Source organism: Brevibacterium oceani, from assembly GCF_017948325.1.
In the GTDB taxonomy this organism is placed as follows: domain Bacteria; phylum Actinomycetota; class Actinomycetes; order Actinomycetales; family Brevibacteriaceae; genus Brevibacterium; species Brevibacterium oceani.
The window spans coordinates 1,143,686-1,160,793 of sequence record NZ_CP072846.1; the positions used below are offsets into that span (position 1 = coordinate 1,143,686).

Annotated in this window: 16 protein-coding genes, 1 tRNA gene and 1 other RNA gene; 9 read left to right on the forward strand and 9 right to left on the reverse strand. The window is 66.2% G+C overall.

Features of this window, described 5'->3' with window-relative positions; all coding sequences use genetic code 11:
• Window positions 1-56: 56 nt before the first annotated feature.
• The 3 genes from J9314_RS04870 to J9314_RS04880 are packed head-to-tail and all read left to right on the forward strand — an operon-like array spanning window position 57 to window position 2,021.
• The gene (locus J9314_RS04870; protein WP_210604799.1) at window positions 57-575 is read left to right on the forward strand and encodes a VOC family protein; all 519 of its coding nucleotides are present in this window, start codon (window positions 57-59) and stop codon (window positions 573-575) included.
• Window positions 563-1,228 carry a VOC family protein gene (locus J9314_RS04875; protein WP_210604800.1) on the forward strand — a complete coding sequence of 222 codons (666 nt, stop codon included), beginning with the start codon at window positions 563-565 and terminating at the stop codon, window positions 1,226-1,228. Before J9314_RS04870 ends, J9314_RS04875 begins: the two co-directional genes overlap by 13 nt.
• A 22-nt stretch (window positions 1,229-1,250) precedes the next feature.
• The gene (locus J9314_RS04880; RefSeq protein ID WP_246490617.1) at window positions 1,251-2,021 is read left to right on the forward strand and encodes a DUF3152 domain-containing protein; all 771 of its coding nucleotides are present in this window, start codon (window positions 1,251-1,253) and stop codon (window positions 2,019-2,021) included.
• A gap of 106 nt (window positions 2,022-2,127) precedes the next feature.
• On the opposite strand, the gene J9314_RS04885 is transcribed toward J9314_RS04880, so the two are convergent.
• Window positions 2,128-3,876: a DHA2 family efflux MFS transporter permease subunit gene (locus J9314_RS04885; RefSeq protein ID WP_181274605.1), complete on the reverse strand. Its 1,749-nt coding sequence runs from the start codon at window positions 3,874-3,876 to the stop codon at window positions 2,128-2,130.
• Entirely contained in the window at window positions 3,873-4,604 is a 732-nt protein-coding gene (locus J9314_RS04890) for a TetR/AcrR family transcriptional regulator (RefSeq protein WP_210604801.1), read from the reverse strand. The genes J9314_RS04885 and J9314_RS04890 overlap by 4 nt, the downstream gene beginning before the upstream one ends.
• Window positions 4,605-4,699: 95 nt before the next feature.
• On the opposite strand from J9314_RS04890, the gene J9314_RS04895 reads away from it, so the two are divergent.
• Complete coding sequence (locus J9314_RS04895; protein WP_210604802.1) at window positions 4,700-7,249, forward strand: ATP-dependent Clp protease ATP-binding subunit; 2,550 nt, start codon at window positions 4,700-4,702, stop codon at window positions 7,247-7,249.
• A gap of 121 nt (window positions 7,250-7,370) precedes the next feature.
• Here J9314_RS04895 and J9314_RS04900 read toward each other — a convergent pair whose 3' ends face one another.
• The 3 genes from J9314_RS04900 to J9314_RS04910 all read right to left on the reverse strand — a co-directional run bounded on the left by J9314_RS04900 (window position 7,371) and on the right by J9314_RS04910 (window position 9,385).
• On the reverse strand, window positions 7,371-8,189 hold the full coding sequence (locus J9314_RS04900) for a YidC/Oxa1 family membrane protein insertase (RefSeq protein ID WP_210604803.1): 819 nt from the start codon (window positions 8,187-8,189) through the stop codon (window positions 7,371-7,373).
• 198 nt (window positions 8,190-8,387) lie between these two features.
• Complete coding sequence (locus J9314_RS04905; RefSeq protein ID WP_166970185.1) at window positions 8,388-8,693, reverse strand: hypothetical protein; 306 nt, start codon at window positions 8,691-8,693, stop codon at window positions 8,388-8,390.
• Between the two features lie 53 nt (window positions 8,694-8,746).
• A complete protein-coding gene (locus J9314_RS04910; RefSeq protein WP_210604804.1) occupies window positions 8,747-9,385 on the reverse strand; it encodes an endonuclease in 639 nt (212 codons plus the stop codon).
• A 145-nt stretch (window positions 9,386-9,530) separates the two neighbouring features.
• On the opposite strand from J9314_RS04910, the gene J9314_RS04915 reads away from it, so the two are divergent.
• The gene (locus J9314_RS04915) at window positions 9,531-10,166 is read left to right on the forward strand and encodes a ClpP family protease (protein WP_181274610.1); all 636 of its coding nucleotides are present in this window, start codon (window positions 9,531-9,533) and stop codon (window positions 10,164-10,166) included.
• Complete coding sequence (locus J9314_RS04920) at window positions 10,163-10,744, forward strand: ClpP family protease (RefSeq protein WP_181274611.1); 582 nt, start codon at window positions 10,163-10,165, stop codon at window positions 10,742-10,744. The genes J9314_RS04915 and J9314_RS04920 overlap by 4 nt, the downstream gene beginning before the upstream one ends.
• Before the next feature lie 57 nt (window positions 10,745-10,801).
• Here the strand turns inward: J9314_RS04920 and J9314_RS04925 are convergent, their stop codons facing one another.
• Entirely contained in the window at window positions 10,802-11,158 is a 357-nt protein-coding gene (locus tag J9314_RS04925; RefSeq protein ID WP_246490618.1) for a helix-turn-helix domain-containing protein, read from the reverse strand.
• Between the two features lie 198 nt (window positions 11,159-11,356).
• On the opposite strand from J9314_RS04925, the gene J9314_RS04930 reads away from it, so the two are divergent.
• Window positions 11,357-12,385 carry an iron-siderophore ABC transporter substrate-binding protein gene (locus tag J9314_RS04930; RefSeq protein WP_210604805.1) on the forward strand — a complete coding sequence of 343 codons (1,029 nt, stop codon included), beginning with the start codon at window positions 11,357-11,359 and terminating at the stop codon, window positions 12,383-12,385.
• 9 nt (window positions 12,386-12,394) lie between these two features.
• Here J9314_RS04930 and J9314_RS04935 read toward each other — a convergent pair whose 3' ends face one another.
• The 3 genes from J9314_RS04935 to J9314_RS04945 all read right to left on the reverse strand — a co-directional run bounded on the left by J9314_RS04935 (window position 12,395) and on the right by J9314_RS04945 (window position 15,710).
• The gene (locus tag J9314_RS04935) at window positions 12,395-13,909 is read right to left on the reverse strand and encodes an Ig-like domain-containing protein (protein ID WP_246490619.1); all 1,515 of its coding nucleotides are present in this window, start codon (window positions 13,907-13,909) and stop codon (window positions 12,395-12,397) included.
• A 180-nt stretch (window positions 13,910-14,089) separates the two neighbouring features.
• Window positions 14,090-14,185: signal recognition particle sRNA small type (gene ffs, locus J9314_RS04940), an RNA gene on the reverse strand.
• A gap of 7 nt (window positions 14,186-14,192) precedes the next feature.
• Window positions 14,193-15,710, reverse strand: coding sequence for an MFS transporter (locus J9314_RS04945; RefSeq protein WP_210604806.1), 1,518 nt, complete (start codon window positions 15,708-15,710; stop codon window positions 14,193-14,195).
• 101 nt (window positions 15,711-15,811) lie between these two features.
• Between J9314_RS04945 and J9314_RS04950 the strand changes: the two genes are divergently transcribed.
• Window positions 15,812-16,738 carry a helix-turn-helix transcriptional regulator gene (locus J9314_RS04950; protein ID WP_210604807.1) on the forward strand — a complete coding sequence of 309 codons (927 nt, stop codon included), beginning with the start codon at window positions 15,812-15,814 and terminating at the stop codon, window positions 16,736-16,738.
• 61 nt (window positions 16,739-16,799) lie between these two features.
• A tRNA-Ser gene (locus J9314_RS04955) sits at window positions 16,800-16,887 on the forward strand.
• Window positions 16,888-17,108 lie beyond the last annotated feature (221 nt).

Here is a 17,108-nt window from a genome sequence, read left to right on the forward strand (position 1 = left end):
GAGTCGAGTTAAGCCGATCGGTGCGGTGAGCGTCAATTTCGGCTTAATATTGAGACATGTCGCCATCTGCCGATTTCGATCATCTGGTCGTCGCCGTACCGAATCTTGCCGATTCTGTTGAGCAATGCCACAACGCTCTTGGAGCGCGACCCATTCCCGGTGGAGCACATCCCAGGCTCGGGACGGCCAATGCGCTGCTCGGACTTAGGGTCTCGGAGCTCGGCCGCGATGCTCTCACCTATCTCGAGATCCTCGGCCCCGATCCGGATCAGGACCCAGCGCTCGCCGCCGCGCGGCTGAGCGGCACCACCACACCGACAGTGCAGCGGTGGGCGATCCGTCCCCGCGATTTCGACGGGCTCGTCGCGCACGCCGCACGGACGCTCGGGCCCGAGTGCGCAGGCGGGCCCGAGGGTGACACCAGGGGCGAGCGCGACGGCGGGTCCGAAACCCCGGAGGTCGACAGGACTCGCAGTGTTCTGCGATTCTTGGACGCTACCCTCGAAGTCGAGGCAGGGGCCACCGATTCCCTGCACGCCATACTGAAAGGTCCGGGTGGATCATGGACGCTCTGAACATTCCCGCCGAACTCGACCATCTCATCATCACCGTGCCCGACCTCGAGGAGGGCATCGCCGCCGTCGAAGCCGTCACCGGCGTCCGCGCCGTCCCCGGCGGTCGCCACCCCGGCCTGGGGACCGCGAATGCGCTGCTCGGGCTGGCACCGACCGGTTGGGCCGACGGCGCGCACACCTACCTCGAGATCCTCGGCCCTGATCCGCAGCAGGAAGTGCCGGCCGACGGGACGCTGCCGCTCGACGCCCACCTCGCCGAGGGTCTGACACTGCAGACCTGGGCCATCCATCCGGCGGCGTTCCTCGCGAAGATCGCGGCCGCGAACACCGCCGGCATCGACTTCGGCGAGGTCAGGGACATGTCCCGGGAAACCGCCGAGGGGGAGCTGCTCGAATGGCGGCTGACCTCCCGCTCCCCGCTGCCGCACGAGGGAGCGCAGCCGTTCCTCATCGACTGGGGAGAATCGACGCACCCCGCCGAGGCGGCCCTGCCCACCCTCGAACTGCTCGAATTCCGCGTGGAAACCCCGCAGCCCGACGCGGCGAGGGAAGTCCTCGAGGTGCTCGGTGCGGGCGACACTGAGGTCGTCGAAGGCAGCGAATGCCGGCTGCGCGCGAAGCTGCGCGGACCCGGAGGTCTCCTCGAGTTCTGACAATGCGGCTAGACTCGCAGACGTGGTCACTCATCTCCGTCTTCGCTCCCGTCTCGTCCCCACGATCGCTGCGGCGACCCTGCTTCTCGGGCTGAGCGCCTGCGCACCCGCCGGCGATGAGGAGACCCGGCCGACGCCGCATGCGGCGGAGACGATCGGCGACGCTTCCACCGCCCCCGCCTCGTCGGACGAACCGACGGAATCGCCCTCGCCGACGGAGACTGCGAACATCGACGATGCGGGAGCCGCCGGGGTCAGCGAAGACGACATCGACATGCACGGCAGCGGCAAGTGGGACCGCCCGAAGGAGGAGACGGGCCCCAATCGCGATGAGGGTAAGACATTCAAGGTCGCCCTGCGCGTCGAAGGCAATCTGCCCATCGACGTCGACGAGGCGGGGGACTTCATCATCAGCACCCTGCAGGACGAACGCGGCTGGCAGGACCTCGACGATGTGTCCATCGAACTCGTCGACGAGGGCCAGGATGCGATGATCTCGATCGCCAGTCCCGACACCGTCGACGAGATGTGCCTGCCCCTGCGGACCCTGGGCAAATTGTCCTGCCGCAACGGGAACAACGTCATCCTCAATGCCAAACGCTGGGTCTCGGCGACCGATGAGTTCGACGACATCGTCCAGTACCGGCAGTATCTGATCAACCACGAGGTCGGCCACGCGCTCGGCCACGGCCACGAATCCTGCCCCGGTCAGGGCAAGACCGCTCCGCTCATGCAGCAGCAGACGAAGGGTCTGCAGGGCTGCAAGCCCAACGGCTGGCCCTCGAAGGGCTAGTTTCGGCGGTCGTGGACAGTTCTCCGCAGAGACAGCGCAGGCCCCGCGGTTGCGGGGCCTGCGCTGTCTCTACTGGGATGTGCGGATCAGCGTTGAGATATGCCGATCAGTGCTTGGGTGAGCGAGAGGGCTTCAAGGAGTATTCTCCGGCCCCCTGCGTCGCATGCTCGTACTCGACCTCATCGGTGACCGAGCTCGTGCCCGAGGGAGTCAGCGAACCCGGCTGCTCGACGATCGCGATGCTGTCGGTGGCCACGACCTCACGGTTGTGGTCGGCCGGGGCGCCGGCATCGACCTTCGTCGCCAGAGCCTTCTCACGCACGAACATGAGGATGACGGCGGCGATGATTCCCAGCGGGCAGACCCACAGGAAGATCGGCACCAGCGCATCGCTGTAGGCATTGACGATGATCGAGTGGATCGGGTCCGGCAGTGACTTGACCACCTCGGGGGTGAGCGAATTCGACCCCGTGCCCTTCATCGCCTGGGCACCCTGGGGGCCCAGCGACTTGATGCCGTCCTCGAGGTTGGACGCCAGCCGCGAGGTGAAGAGCGAACCGATCAGTGACATACCCAGCGTGCCGCCGATCTGGCGGAAGAAGTTGTTCGACGCCGTCGCCGTGCCGACCATCGCCACCGGGAACGAGTTCTGGACGATGAGCACGAGCATCTGCATCGACAGCCCCAGACCGAGTCCGAGCACACACAGGCAGCCGATGACGACGAGCACGTTCTGATCGGCTGTGACGAAGGTGCCCATGAGGAAGAGGGCGACGCCGACGATCGCGCTGCCGAGCACCGGGTACCACTTGTAACGTCCCGTCTTCGAGACGATGAAGCCGACGATGACGGAGCTCGGGAGCATCACGGCCATCATGGGCACCATGAGCAGTCCGGCCTTCGTCGCCTCGATGCCGTGGGCCATCTGCAGGAACGTGGGCATGTAGGACAGGACGCCGAACATGCCGATGGCGATGCACATGCCCGCGATCGTACAGAGGACGAAGTTCTTGTCCTGGAAGACGAACATCGGGATGACGGGTTCGGCCACGGCCTTCTCGACGAAGACGAAGACGACGGCACTGATGAACGCGATGGCGATGAGGCCGATGATGATCGGATCGTCCCAGTCGTACTGATGTCCGCCCCACGAGGTGGTGAGGATGAGCGCCGAGGTGAATTCGGCGATGAGGATCATGCCGGCGACATCGACATGGCGCTTGACCGACCGGTCCGACTTCGGGACCTTGAGGAAGAGTGCCGCGGCGATGAGTGCGAGCACGCCGAAGGGCAGGTTGAGCGCGAACGTCCAGCGCCAGCCGGGACCCTCGGTGATCCAGCCGCCGATCAGTGGTCCCGCCACCGAGGTGACCGCGAAGTTCGCCCCCATGATGCCCATGTACGGGCCGCGCTTGCGGGCAGGGACGACCGCTGCGATGAGGGATTGAGCGAGGATGATGAGGCCGCCGCCGCCGAGCCCCTGAATGACGCGTGCGGTGATGAGGACGGCCATGTTGTGGGCGAGGAATCCGACGATCGATCCGAGGATGAACATGCAGATGGCGAAGATGAAGATCTTCTTGCGGTTGAACGAGTCTCCCAGTTTGCCGTAGATCGGCATCATGATCGTCGACGCCAGCATGAAGGCCGTCGAGACCCAGAGCATCTGGTCGACGCCGTCGAGGTCGCCGACGATGGTCGGCAGGGCGGTGGCCAGCATGGTCTGGTTGAGCGAGAACATGAACATTGCCAGCATCAGGCCGACGAACAGCAGGATCACCGAGGGGGTCTCGATCTCGGCCTCCTCCTCAGCGCCGTGCTGCTTCGCGGCAGCGGATTCGGTGGTGGTGGTCATTTCAACCTTTCTAAGAGGGTCAGGAACAGCTCGACCGAGGAGGTGAACGCCTGGTCCACACGCTCGTCGTCCAATTCGTGTTCGGAGTCGAATCTCGCGGAAGCGAAAGCATGCTCGAGCGGGATGCTGCACAGCTGCGCGAGCATCCGCGTGCCTCGAGCCGCAGTCTCGTCGTCGGGAAAGGCGACTCCGCGACGCTCGACCCGCCGGCGGATGCCGGTGATGATCTGCTCGGAGTAATGCCGCTTCGTCTCCATGCTGAGCATGCCGAGCTGCGGATGCCGAGCCTGGATCGCACGCAGCTTCTGCTTGTTCGCCGAGCGCGGCAACAGGAACTCGAAGGCGGCGCGGATGGTGAAGGAGAGATCCTCCACCAGACGCTCGCGCCTGGGCTCGAATTCCTCGATGAACCGCTGCAGATCGGCGGCGACGTCGTCGGAGATCGTCAGTCCGACGATCGCCATCTCCTTGGTGGGGAAATAGTTGAAGAACGTGCGGGCGGAGACCTCCGCGGCTTCTGCGATCCGAGCCACGGTCACCTCGTCGAGCCCATGCTCGAAGACGAGCTCGACGGCCGCGGCGTGGATGGACGCACGGCGTTCACGAGTCTGACGCTCACGCAGGGATTCGGTCGGTTCGGAAGTCACCTGAAGATTATGCACCTCTTGCAAAATTGCATCAAGTGCAGAAGTGCATTCGATGCATTTATCGGCCGTGATGTTGTTCACACGTCACTGGATGGCGGGAAGTGCGCGGGAATATCCGTGCCCCACCCCCTGTTGATTGAGTCGTATACGCTCAACTTTGAAAGAGGAGGTCAGCTTTGGCCACGTTCTATGGACCCGCAGGGTCGGGCGGCGACTCGTTCGACGAGTTCCTCGCGCGCTTCCTCCAGGGTCAGCACGGAGCCCGTCGAGGACGCTCCGTCGACATCAATCGGCTGCTGAGCAAGCGCAGCCACGAGGTCATCGAGGCCGCCGCGGAGTTCGCCGGTCGGCACGGTCAGTCCGAGGTCGATGCCCTCCACATCCTGCGCGTCATGGTCGAATCCGAACCTGGTATCTCGGCCGTGCGTCAGGCGAGTGCCGATCCCGAGGTGATCGCTCACAGCATCGAGGAGCGCCTGCCGGCGACCACCGACGCCGAGGCGGAGTCCTCTCCGTCGCTGACCGGTTCGGCCCAGCGGGCGCTGCTCGATTCCTACCAGGTCGCGCGTGCCTTCGGCTCGACCTACATCGACCCCGAGCACATCTTCTTCGCCTTCGTGCTCAACCAGGAGATGCCTGCCGGGCGCATCCTCGCCCAGGCCGGTGTCACCCAGGCCGCCCTGCAGGCGGGAGCCGAAGCCGCCGAAGCCCAGGGCGTGCAGCCCGGGCAGGGCGCCGACGGTGACGAGGGCCAGGAAACGGTGCTGCAGAAATACGGCACCGATCTCACCGCGCTCGCTGCCGAGGGGCGCCTCGACCCCGTCATCGGACGCGCAGACGAGATCGAACAGACCATCGAGATCCTCGCCCGCCGCACGAAGAACAATCCCGTCCTCCTCGGCGAGGCCGGTGTCGGCAAGACCGCGATCGCCGAAGGTCTGGCCCAGGCCATCGACACCGGCGAGGTGCCCAAGCAGCTGCAGGGCAAGCGCATCGTCTCCCTCGACATGCCGGGCATGCTCGCAGGAACCCGCTACCGCGGTGACTTCGAGGAGAGGCTGACCGGGGCGCTCAATGAGATCGCCGAGGACGGGAACATGATCGTCTTCGTCGACGAACTCCACACCCTCGTCGGCGCGGGAGGCAACGGCGAGTCGAACTCGATGGATGCCGGCAACATCCTCAAGCCGAGGCTCGCGCGCGGCGATCTGCACATGATCGGCGCGACCACCCTCAAGGAGTACCGGACGATCGAGAAGGACTCCGCCCTCGAACGTCGGTTCCAGCCGGTGACCGTCGGTGAGCCCGGCGTCGAGGATGCCGTGACGATCCTCGAAGGGCTGTCGGACCGCTACGCCGAATTCCACGGGGTCACCTACACGCCCGAGGCGATCCGGGCCGCGGTGGAACTGTCGAACCGCTACATCACCGACCGGTTCCTGCCGGACAAGGCCATCGACCTCGTCGACCAGGCCGGTGCTCGGATGTCGCTCTCGCGCGGACCCGGCGTCGACGTCGAGGCCCTCAAGCTCAAGCTCTCCGAGCTCGAAGCCGAGAAGAAGTCGGCCATCGAGGTCGAGGACTACGAGCGTGCGGGCGGTCTGCGCGACGAGATCACCGAGCTGAGCACCCGGATCGAATCCGCCGAGAACCCGGAGACGGTCGCGTCGGCGACAACCGCCGCGGAGGCGGTCATCGGCGAACAGGAGATCGCTCAGGTCGTCTCCCGGGCCACCGGAATCCCGGCGGCGCGGATGACGCAGAGCCAGAAGGCTCGTCTGGCGACGATGGAAGACGTCCTCCACGACCGGGTAGTCGGCCAGGACGAGGCCGTGACAGCGGTCTCGCGTGCCATCCGCCGCAGCCAGACCGGAATGGCCGACCCCGACCGGCCGATCGGAAGCTTCCTCTTCCTCGGACCGACCGGCGTCGGCAAGACCGAACTGGCCAAGGCGCTGGCACAGACCCTGTTCGACGACGAGTCCGCCATGATCCGCTTCGATATGAGCGAATTCGGCGAACGCCACACGGTCTCGCGCCTCGTCGGTGCTCCTCCCGGCTACGTCGGCTATGACGAGGCCGGGCAGCTGACCGAGCAGGTCCGTCGGCGCCCGTATTCGGTCATCCTCCTCGACGAGGTCGAGAAGGCCCACCCGGATGCGTTCAACCTGCTGCTGCAGGTCCTCGACGACGGACGCCTGACCGATGGTCAGGGCCACACGGTCGATTTCCGCAACACCGTCATCATCATGACGTCGAACCTCGGTTCGGAGTTCATGTCCGGCAACCCGCTGGGCTTCAGCTCCGGTGCCGCTGTGGATGCGGAGAAGGACCTCAAGGCGAAGGTCATGGGCCGACTCAAGGAGTTCATGCGCCCCGAATTCATCAACCGCATCGATGACACCGTGATGTTCTCCCGGCTCGACCGTGAGCAGCTGCGGTCCATCGTGGAGCAGCAGCTGGCCGCCAGCCGGGCCCGGGTCGAGGCGCAGGGGATCTCCCTCGACGTCGACTCCGATGCCCTCGACTGGCTCGCCGAGAAGGGCTACGAACCCGAGTTCGGTGCCCGTCCGCTGCGTCGGGTGATCCAGCGTGAGCTCGATGACCGGATCGCCGATCTCCTCGTCACCGAGGCGGTCGATGAAGGCGGACGCATCCGCGCCGCCGTCGTCGACGGGGAACTCTCGGTCGAGGCCGTGGCCCGACCGGAGGTCGTCATCGCCTGATCGCCGAGGCGGTCGTGCACCGGTCACGCATCGGTCACTGAATCAGAGCCCGGGGGTGAAGGATTCCGATCCTTCGCCCCGGGCTCGTTCATATTCATGACTCAGACGTCTTTCGCCTGGCTCAGCCGGCGACGCGGGTGTTCGTCGCCGGCTGCGGCTCGTTCGCGCCCAGAACCCGGTTGAGGGCAAGTCGTTCGCAGAGTGTCCACGTGGTCGTCGTCGCCAGGTAGAGCGCGGCGGCCAAGGGCACGAAGAGAGCGAAGATCGCAGTGAGGAAGGGCATGAAGCTCAGAGTCTTCATCACTCCCGAGAGATCGGGCATGGTCGGTGCGTCCGACCCTGACCGTGTGGCAGACGGAGTCGCGGCTGGCGTCTCCGGCGCGGCCGGGGTGAGCAGGCGGCGGGAGAATCCGGCGACGACGGCGATGAACACGACGAGGGCGAGGTAGACCGTGATCGCGGTCCCGGTCAGGTCCCCGGCGCCGAGCAGTTTGAAAAAGCTCGTGTTCAGGGGCAGTCCGAAGAGCGTGTGTCCGAGAAGCTCGTTGGCGTGACCGCTGATCGTCGAGTGGATGAACAGACCGTAGACGGCCATGAGCACGGGTGTCTGAGCGAGCACCGGCAGGCATCCGGCGAAGGGGGAGGCGTTCTCCTCCTTGTACAGCTCCATGAGCTTCTGCTGCATGAGTTCGGGCTGCTTCTTGTACTTCGTCTGCAGCGCGCTGATCTTCGGGGCCAGTCGTTTGCGGGTGATTCCGGCCTTGACTTGGGAGACTCCGACGGGGATGAGAACGGCCCGGACGAGGATCGTGAGCACGATGACGGCCAGGGCCGCGCTGAAGCCGCCGGTCAGGGGTTCGAGGAACGAGCTGATCGTCGTCACCACCGTATAGGCGGCTTCGACGAGCAGGCGGATGGGCAGGAATTCGTAGATGTTCATAGATGTCCTTCGCAGAGGTGGTGTGCCACGCACTCGGTCGGGCGTTTCGGCACAGAGGTCGATGGGGGCAGAGTGATCATCGACATGACTGCGACATCGGGACTCACGGGCACGGTGACAGTGCGGAGGACCCTGGAGCCTGGCGGGTCAGAGGACCTGCGGAGGCAGAGGAGCGCCGAGGAGGCGCGGAGACGTCGCTCAGCCGATGAGGCGAGCGACGGATGAGGGTGCTCTGGCGAGAGCCGTACCCGGGGTGCCCGGTTCTTCGGGCATGCGGAATTCGCGGATGCTTCGGCGCGCGTCCGGCAGAGACGGAGGTCGCACCGACAGCGACAGCACGCGCAGCAGCGCCATGCTCGCCCACGCGGCGATCGGCGTCAGCAGGGCTGCGCCGAGGAGAGCGAGGACGATGAGGTGAGTGGGGGACTGGGGGACGACCGAGTCGAGGTCGGCGGAGAGCACGACGACGAGCAGCTGCAGAGTCAGCCACAGATTCGCCAGCATCTCATCCCCTTTCCGGATGCCCCGATGCTAGCACGCGAGCCTGTGCGGAGGTCTCAGTCCTGCGCGTCGGCGGCGAGGTCCGGATCTCGGGCGAGACGCACGAGCGCGGCCGCGAGTCCTGCGAGGTCCTCGTCGTCGACCAACGCGGCCAGCTTCTCGTCCTGCTCCGGCAGCCCCGCCGTCTTCGCGCCCTTGCGAACGAGAGGGTCGAAGGCAGGCCTCACCGACGGCCAGACCTGCTGGACCTCTCGGAGGAAGATGGACGCCCCGGTCGGACCGATCCCGGTGAATTCCTGCAGGAGCCGCGAAATCCGATGAGGCTTCCCCTCGGCCTCGTCGCGCAGCTTCCGCAGGTCCCCGTCCCATCGGTCGATGAGCAGATCGGCGGCCTCGGCCAGACGGGTGGCGGTGCTCTCGTCATAGCGGCGATATCCGCCGCGTCCGAGTGCATCGACGCGCTGCTGCCATGTGCTCGTGCGCAGACGCTGCGGCGTTCTCCACTTCGCCGAGAACAGCTCGCGCGCGCTCGCGAGGGCGATGTCGGAGCCGATGCGCGTGGACAGGAGCAGGCTGAGGACGAGCAGCTGCCACAGCGGGGCCGGTTTGTCCCGGAGTGTGATCGCGGCCTCTGCGGCGAATGTGCGACCGTGCGCCTCGATGAGGTGACCGGCCCGATCTCGCTGTGTGCTCATGCCGTCGATCCTAAGTCCGCGCCCAGTCGAAGAGTCAAGGGTCGCCGGAGCCGCAGATGTCGGTGCCCATCTGCTCACAGCGGCACGGTCCCGCTTCCAGCGGATCCGTGTTCGGTTCGCCGTCGCTGGGTCGCAGAGTTGAGACATGCACACACGAACCGCAACCAGCCCATTGGAGTTCTCCGAAGCGGACGAGTCTCCGGCGATGACCGCGATCCCCGAATCCCAGCGGATGCTCTACGCCTACCGCTCCGTCGTCTTCAACGGGGAGCTGAGAGACGAGAACGGCATGGAGATCATCTCCCGGCTCGTCCTCCTCTCCGCCGAAGACCCCGAGTCCGACATCCACCTGTGGATCAACTCACCGGGCGGGTCCGTGCCGATGATGCACGCGATCGCCGACACGATCGCGACCCTGCCGAACGACGTCGTCACGATCGCGTTCGGGTGGGCCGCCTCGGCGGGGCAGTTCGTCCTCAGCCTCGGCACCCCGGGCAGACGCCTCGCGCTGCCCCACGCCCGCATCCTCCTCCACCAGGGATCGTCGGGAATCGGCGGTGCCGCCGCTGACATCGAACTCCAGGGCAGCGACCTGCGCGACGTCCGCGATTCCGTCCTCAGCCGACTCGCCGAGGCTGCGGGGCAGACCTATGACACGATCTTCGCCGATTCCCTTCGTGACAAATGGTTCACCGCCGAGGCGGCCCGTGAGTACGGACTCATCGACCGGATCCTCGAGTCCCCGTCGGATCTGCGCGGAACGATCGGAGCGAGCCGATGAGCCAGTACACCATCCCCAATGTCGTCGACCGCTCCGGCGGCAGCGAGAAGATCGTCGACGTCTACTCCCACCTGCTCGGCAAGCGGATCATCTACCTCGGTGTCGGAATCGACGACGGGGTGGCGAACACGATCATCGCCCAGCTGCTTCACCTCGACGCGAGCAGTCGGGAGCTGCCGATCAGCCTCTACATCAACTCTCCGGGCGGATCGCTGACGGCGATGACCGCGATCTATGACGCCATGCACCACATCGGCTCTCCGGTGGCCACCACCTGCGTGGGCCAGGCCGCCGCCGATGCCGCGGTGCTGCTCGCCGCCGGGGAGCCGGGACAGCGGACCATGCTCGAACACGCCCGCGCCGTCCTCCGTCAGCCTCATGCCGAAGGCGCCAGGGGGACGATCCCCGACCTCATCGTCGCCGCCGACGAGATCGTCCGGCAGCGCCGCGAAGTCGAAGGAATGCTCGCTGCCAGCACCGGGCGGACGGAGGAACAGATCCACCACGACCTCGACCGGGACCTCGTCCTCGACGCTCGGGCGGCACAGGAGTTCGGGCTCATCGACGCCATCGTCTGACCGCCGGGCCGCTGTCCTCCCAGCGAGGCGGTCAGGGAGCTCAGGCAGCCAGAGTACTCAGGCGGCCAAGGAGAGCTGTGCCTGGCCCGCTGTCGGGGGACCTGGTGCGGCCTGAGTCGAGCGGATCGACGTGAGGGTTGCCGAAGCGAAGCGTCTCGCGTCCATGACGCCGGCAGCGAGTACGAGGACCTGCGGCAGCTCGAGTCCGAGGACGACGGCGACGGCCTCGATGACCTCGGACGACGGGTCCTTGAGCCCGCGTTCGACCTCGGAGAGGAACTGCGTGGAGACCCCGGAGCGACGTGAGACCTGGGCCAAGGTCAGGCCGAGGTCGGTGCGGCGCAGACGCAGGGCACGGCCGAGCGCCTCACGCCACAGCGGCGGCGTCGGGGTGGAAGGCGAGGGAGCGGTCATGGGGCGATCCTACGATTCGCAGGGCCGCCTCGGCGAGGGTTTCTGCTCTGAGCAGACGAGGTGAGTAGGCAAGGCGAGCTGACGGTGTGACGTGAAGTGACTCACATGCCTTGCGGTGACCGTGGTGAGTCAGGTTAGGCTGTCCTATGCCAATGCTCTGGGGCTGTTGAGGCCCCATCCACTGTCGAAAGGACAGGAATGTCAGTTCCTCGCAGCCGTCGTGCTGTCATCGCCGGGGCACTCGTCGCCCTCTCGCTCACCGCAACCGCGTGCGGCCAAGGGTCGGAGGCCGCCGAGCAGGCCGGCTCCGGAGACTTCGAGACGGTGAAGATCAAGCATGCGCTGGGCACGGCCGTCATCGAATCCGAACCCGAACGCGTCGTCACCCTCGGGCAGGGCTCGACCGAGACCGCGATCGCGCTGGGCAAGACCCCGGTCGGGATGGAGGAGTACGCGTGGGGCAGCGATGATTCCGGCTACATGCCGTGGATCAAGGAAGCCATCGATAAGAAGGGTGACGAGCTGCCGAAGCAGGTCCAGGGAGACACCGAGCTCGATGTCGAAGCCATCGCCGAACTCGACCCCGACGTCATCCTCGCCCCGTGGTCGGGCATCACTCAGAAGCAGTACGACAAGCTCACGGACATCGCTCCGACCGTGGCGTATCCGAAGCAGCCGTGGACGATCGAATGGGACGACCAGATCACGACGATCGGCAAGGCGCTCGGTCACGAAGAGGAATCCGAAGGCCTCGTCGAGGACGTCAAGAAGCAGCTCAAGGACGCCAAGCGCGATGAGTACAAGGGCCTCACCTTCTCCTTCGTCTACAACGACGGCCCAGGCACGCTCGGTGTCTTCTACCCCACCGAACAGCGTGTGGCCATGGTCTCGGCCCTCGGGCTGACCCCGGACCCGGTCATCGATGAGCTGAAGAAGGACTATGACGAGCCGGGCACGGACTCGGCGCTCATCGGTCTGGAGAACGCCGACAAGCTCAACGACTCCGACCTCCTGTTCACCTTCTACTCGGATGAGAAGAACCGGAAGGAAGTCGAAGGGCAGGGCCTGTACGCGAACATTCCCGCAGTCAAGGCCGGAGCCGTCGTGGCGCCGGACGATCAGCCGTTCGTCACCGGCTCCTCGATCATCAATCCGCTCACCGTCCCATGGACGCTCAAGCGCTACGTGCCCATGATCGACGAGGCCGTGAAGAAGCTCGACAAGTAGCAGCGCCGGTCAGTTCAGGGCGCTGAGCTTCTTCCAGTCGTCCCAGCTGTAGACCCAGTCGGAGATGTCGCTGGCTTCGGTCGACAGGCTGACATCCGAACCGGTGATCTCGACGGGATCGCCGAAGATCGCGGAGTCGTAGTACTGCTTCGCGCGTTCGGTGGTGAGGTTGATGCAGCCGTGGGAGACGTTCTGCGAACCCTGCACCCCTGCGGACCAGGGTGCGGCGTGAATGAATTCGCCGTTGTTGTGGATGCGCACGGCCCACTGCACGTCGGTTTCGTAGTCCCACTGCTGGGAGGTCATCGTATAGTCGGCGGCCTTCGCCATCACGACATGGGTGCCGTTGTACGACGGTGACTTCGGGGCGCCGAGCGAGGCCGGGAAGTTCATCACTTCCTTGCCGTCGCGGGTGACGGTCATCCGGTGGGTCTTCGCGCTGGCCTCGACGACCTGTTTGCGTCCGATCTCGAAATCGAGGGTGAGGTCGTTCTGCCCCACACTGTTCTCCGATGTGGGCACGTTCTTCAGCGGCACATCGACGGAGACCTTCGAATGTGCGGGCCAGAACTCCTTGGGCCGGAAATGCAGGCGGGACTGCGGGTCATCGGGCAGCCAGGCCCACGACCCTTCGACCTTGCGCTTCTTGCCGTCCTCATCGGTGACCTTGACCGAGAGCCGATGCTCGACATCGTCCCGGAACTCCTTGGACACGGTGGAGCCGAAGCTGAGGATGATCGGAGCCGCCACACCGACGGTCTGATCGTCCGACAGCGTCGTGCGCACCGACATCGGCGAGGCATCGGTGGAACCGACGGTGACGTCCGTGGTGACATCGACTTCGTCGCCATCAGGCGTGGTCGCGGTGGCTGTGAGCGTGTAGCTGCTGTCGGCGACGAGATCGTAGGTCGAGACCCACGCCGCAGAATCATCGGGGGCCTCGACCGCCTCGGCGTCGTCGTCCTTCTTCGCATCCTTCGTCGATTCGGAGTCGGCGGTCTCCTCGTCGCTCGATTCGGACGCGGTCTCACTCGGTGTCGACGATCCGGCCTGTGCGTCCTCATCCGCCTTGAGGGCCTGGCCGTCGGTGTCGAAGAACTTCCCGGAGTCGGCGGAGATGCGTGGGTGGTCTTCCTCGGTGAGGGTGATGTCGGTGAGGGTGGCGTTCTCGACGGAGATGCCGACCCGGTTCCCGGGGTCGAAGTTCAGCTTGTCGCCGGTCTCGACGGCCTCGCCGAACTCCTCGCCGGTGGGGATCCCGGCAGGAGAGGTCGCATCGCCACTCGCTGAAGCCGAGGAGGTCGGGTCCCCGCTGGGCTGGGCCGTCGACGTCGGAGCGGACGTCGCCCCGGCCTCGGCGTCCTCGTCGGTGACCGTTCCGACACGGAAGACGGGTTCGTCGGCCGCCTCGGCGGTCTTCGCATCATTGCGGGTCGCATCAGGGTCGGAGCTCGACGGCGTGCACGCCGTGAGAAGGGCCAACGCCGAAAGGGCGGCAACGGCCCCATGGATCTTCGTGGACAACAGGGAAACCTCGTTCGAGCACAGGGATGAGAACTTCGAGCAATGGTAGTGAAGTGAAATCACGAAAGTATTAAAGAATCCGCATATCTTCCCCGGATCGGGCGCTCGCAGGCGGGAGAGGTCGGTGCTGACCTGGGCCGACGGAGGATAAGGGGAGTTGTGGAATTGTGATCTTCGGGGAAAGAGGACTCCCCGTGCACCCGCCAGAGCTCGCTTACCCTTGCTGCCTTCCGGCCCTGGGGGAGTTCACAAGATGGCGCCGCACGGGGAGCCAGCGACCAGTCTAGTCGAGAGCATCCTCGGCACACAAAACGATGGTCGTCTCGTGGTCCCGTGACTGCCGATTCAGACGCAGCAGAACCAGCGCACCCGCACCGAAGGCCAGGCTCAGCCCGACCTGGACGAGGCAGGCGAGGGCGAACGCCGAGTCGTACCCGAGGCTGAGCGTGAAGACGTGGAAGAGCGCCCCGAGCAGGGCCACGCCGACGGCGATGCCCGCCTGCTGCATCGTCGAGATCAGTCCGCCGCTTAAGCCCGCGACCCGGTCGGGGACCGCTCCGACGACGGTGCCGACGAGGGGCCCGAACTGGAGTGCCTGAGCGGCGCCGAGGACGATGCCCGGCAGCTGGAACCAGAGATTCCACTCCGTGGCCGGTGCTTCGGCCGAGGCCCATGCGACGCCGAGGAGGCTGATCACCTGCAGGGCGGTGCCGAGGATCATCGTGCCGGGCCCGCCGAGGCGACCGACGACGCGGGGGACGAGGAGCGAGACGATGAGGAAGGCCGCGGCGAAGAGGCCGAGGGTGAGTCCGGAGACCGCGGCGGGGTCCCCGTGGCCGGTCTGCGAGGTGAGCGCGAAGTCATAGAGGAAGGTGCCGAAACCGGCGAAGAACAGCAGGGCCATGACCATCCCGATCCAGGCGGCGGACACGCGCACCACCTGCGGTGGGATGAGCGGGTCGCGTCCGGTCACCTCGGCGCGGTTCTGCCAGAGTGCGAATGCGATGAGGGCGGACGCGCAGGCGGCCAGCAGGAGCGTCGGCAGCGGCAGCCATCCGGTGACGGGACCGAGAGCGAGGCCGATGACGAGGCTGACCATGCCGATGCCCAGCAGAACGGCACCGGGCACGTCGAGGGGTGCCGGGTGCGCGCTGCGGGACTCGGTGAGCTTGAGCGAGCCGAGGAAGGCGGCGAGGGCGACGACTCCGCAGCTGAGGAAGGCCGCGCGCCAGCCCCAGGTGCCGCCGAAGGCCGAGATCAGACCCCCGCCGAGGACCTGGCCGCCGACGGTGCCGACGCCTGAGAAGGCGCCGAAGAGGCTGAGCGCCCTCAGCCGGGCGGACCCGGCCAGCGCGTGTTGGAAGCTTGCGAGGATCTGCGGCATCATCACCGCCGCGGCCAGTCCCTGTGTGGTGCGAGCGACGAGCAGTGTCAGTGAGTCCGGGGCGAGTCCGACGGCGAGGGAGACGAGGACGAGGGCGCCGGTGCCGATGGTGAACAGGCGGCGACGACCGAAGCGGTCGCCGATCCGGCCGCAGAGGATGAGGCCGGCGGCGAAGGCTGCGGAGAAGAGGCCGACGACGAGCGCCGAGGTCGACTCCCCGGCACCGAGGTTCGTCTTCACCGCGGGAATGGCGACGTTCGACACGGAGAACATGAACGTGGCGAGGAATGCGCCGAGGTGGAGCGGCCAAAGGGTCGGGGCCGGTACGTCGGCAGGATCGGGGCGGGGAGCCGCCTCGGTGATGGTGTCGGTGGGCGCCGTGCTGTCGGCGGTCGTGTGTTCGGGAATGTTTCTCATGTCTCCAGTGTCGAGTCCGCCAGCCGATTCCGGGAGGGCGTGTGGATGGTGTTGGTTGCACCACCTGGCTGGGCGGGGCGGTTCGGGCGGACAATGGAGGCATGGCACAAGTGAGAAACGAGGAGCTCGGATTCTTCCTCCGCTCGAGACGCAACCGGGTGCGCCCCTGTGACGTGGGTCTGGCGACAGGCGGGCGCCGTCGGGTGCCGGGGCTGCGCCGCGAAGAAGTCGCGGTGCTCGCGAACATCGGCACCAGCTGGTACACGTGGCTCGAGCAGGGACGAGACGTCCAACCCTCGGAATCGGTGCTCGAATCCATCGCCGAGGCGCTCCTGCTCGATCGTGAGGAGCGTGCCCATCTCTTCCTGCTCGGTGGGTATCCCGACCGGGTGGCGAACCCCGGGGACTCCGCGGTGGGGGAGGCGATGCGCACCCTGCTCGACGAGATGCTGCCGCTGCCGGCGATGGTTACGGACCCCCGGAATACGGTGCTCGCGCACAACACTGTGCAGAGGTACCTCGCCTCCGACCTCGAGGAATTCGCGGCGGGGGAGCGCAACTGTGCCATCCAGACGTTCGAGAATCCCGAATGGGCGCGAGCCTTCCGCAGCGACGACGGACACCGGCCGCACCTGGTCGCGAAGCTGCGGGCCTCGTACGCGGAGTCGATCGACGACCCGGAATGGTCGCCGCTGCTGAGCCGCCTGCGTCGGCATGAGGAGTTCTGCCGACTCTGGGATTCGGGCGCGGTGGGACGCTCGGCCGGTCGGGTCAAGAGCATCGAGAACCCGTACGTCGGCACACTCAAGATGACGATGACGACGATGATCGCGCAGGAGAACCAACGGCTGACGCTCTCGGTCTACCAGCCCGTGGACTCGCTCACCCGGTCGCGGTTGGAGACGCTGCACGGGTGGATCAACGACGGCAGCATCGAGCGCAGACGCGCCGAGGTGCTCGCCGGGACGGACGACGGAGCAGTCGCCGGTGCGGTCGACGAGGCACCCGTTCACCTGAGGATCGTGTGATGGTTCACACTCGGCCACTGCGATTTCGCATTGTCGTCACGACTCGGATAAGCTGATCCGCGGAGGATTCGCCTAGTGGCCTATGGCGCTCGCCTGGAACGCGGGTTGGGTTAACGCCCTCAGGGGTTCGAATCCCCTATCCTCCGCCACGGAAGTCCCGGTCTCGCAGATGCTGCGGGCCGGGACTTCGTTGTTCGGCGGCGATTCAGGCCGTCCGTCGCCATTCGCAGCACGTCCTCCGCGTGGCGATAACTCCTACAGCTGCCGAGGCATCCATCACCGTTGCCGAGAAAACACCCCGTTGCAACGGGGAGTTATGGGGCGAACGGTGAGGGATGCTCTGCGGCCACCCGCGCGCGAACCCGGGTTG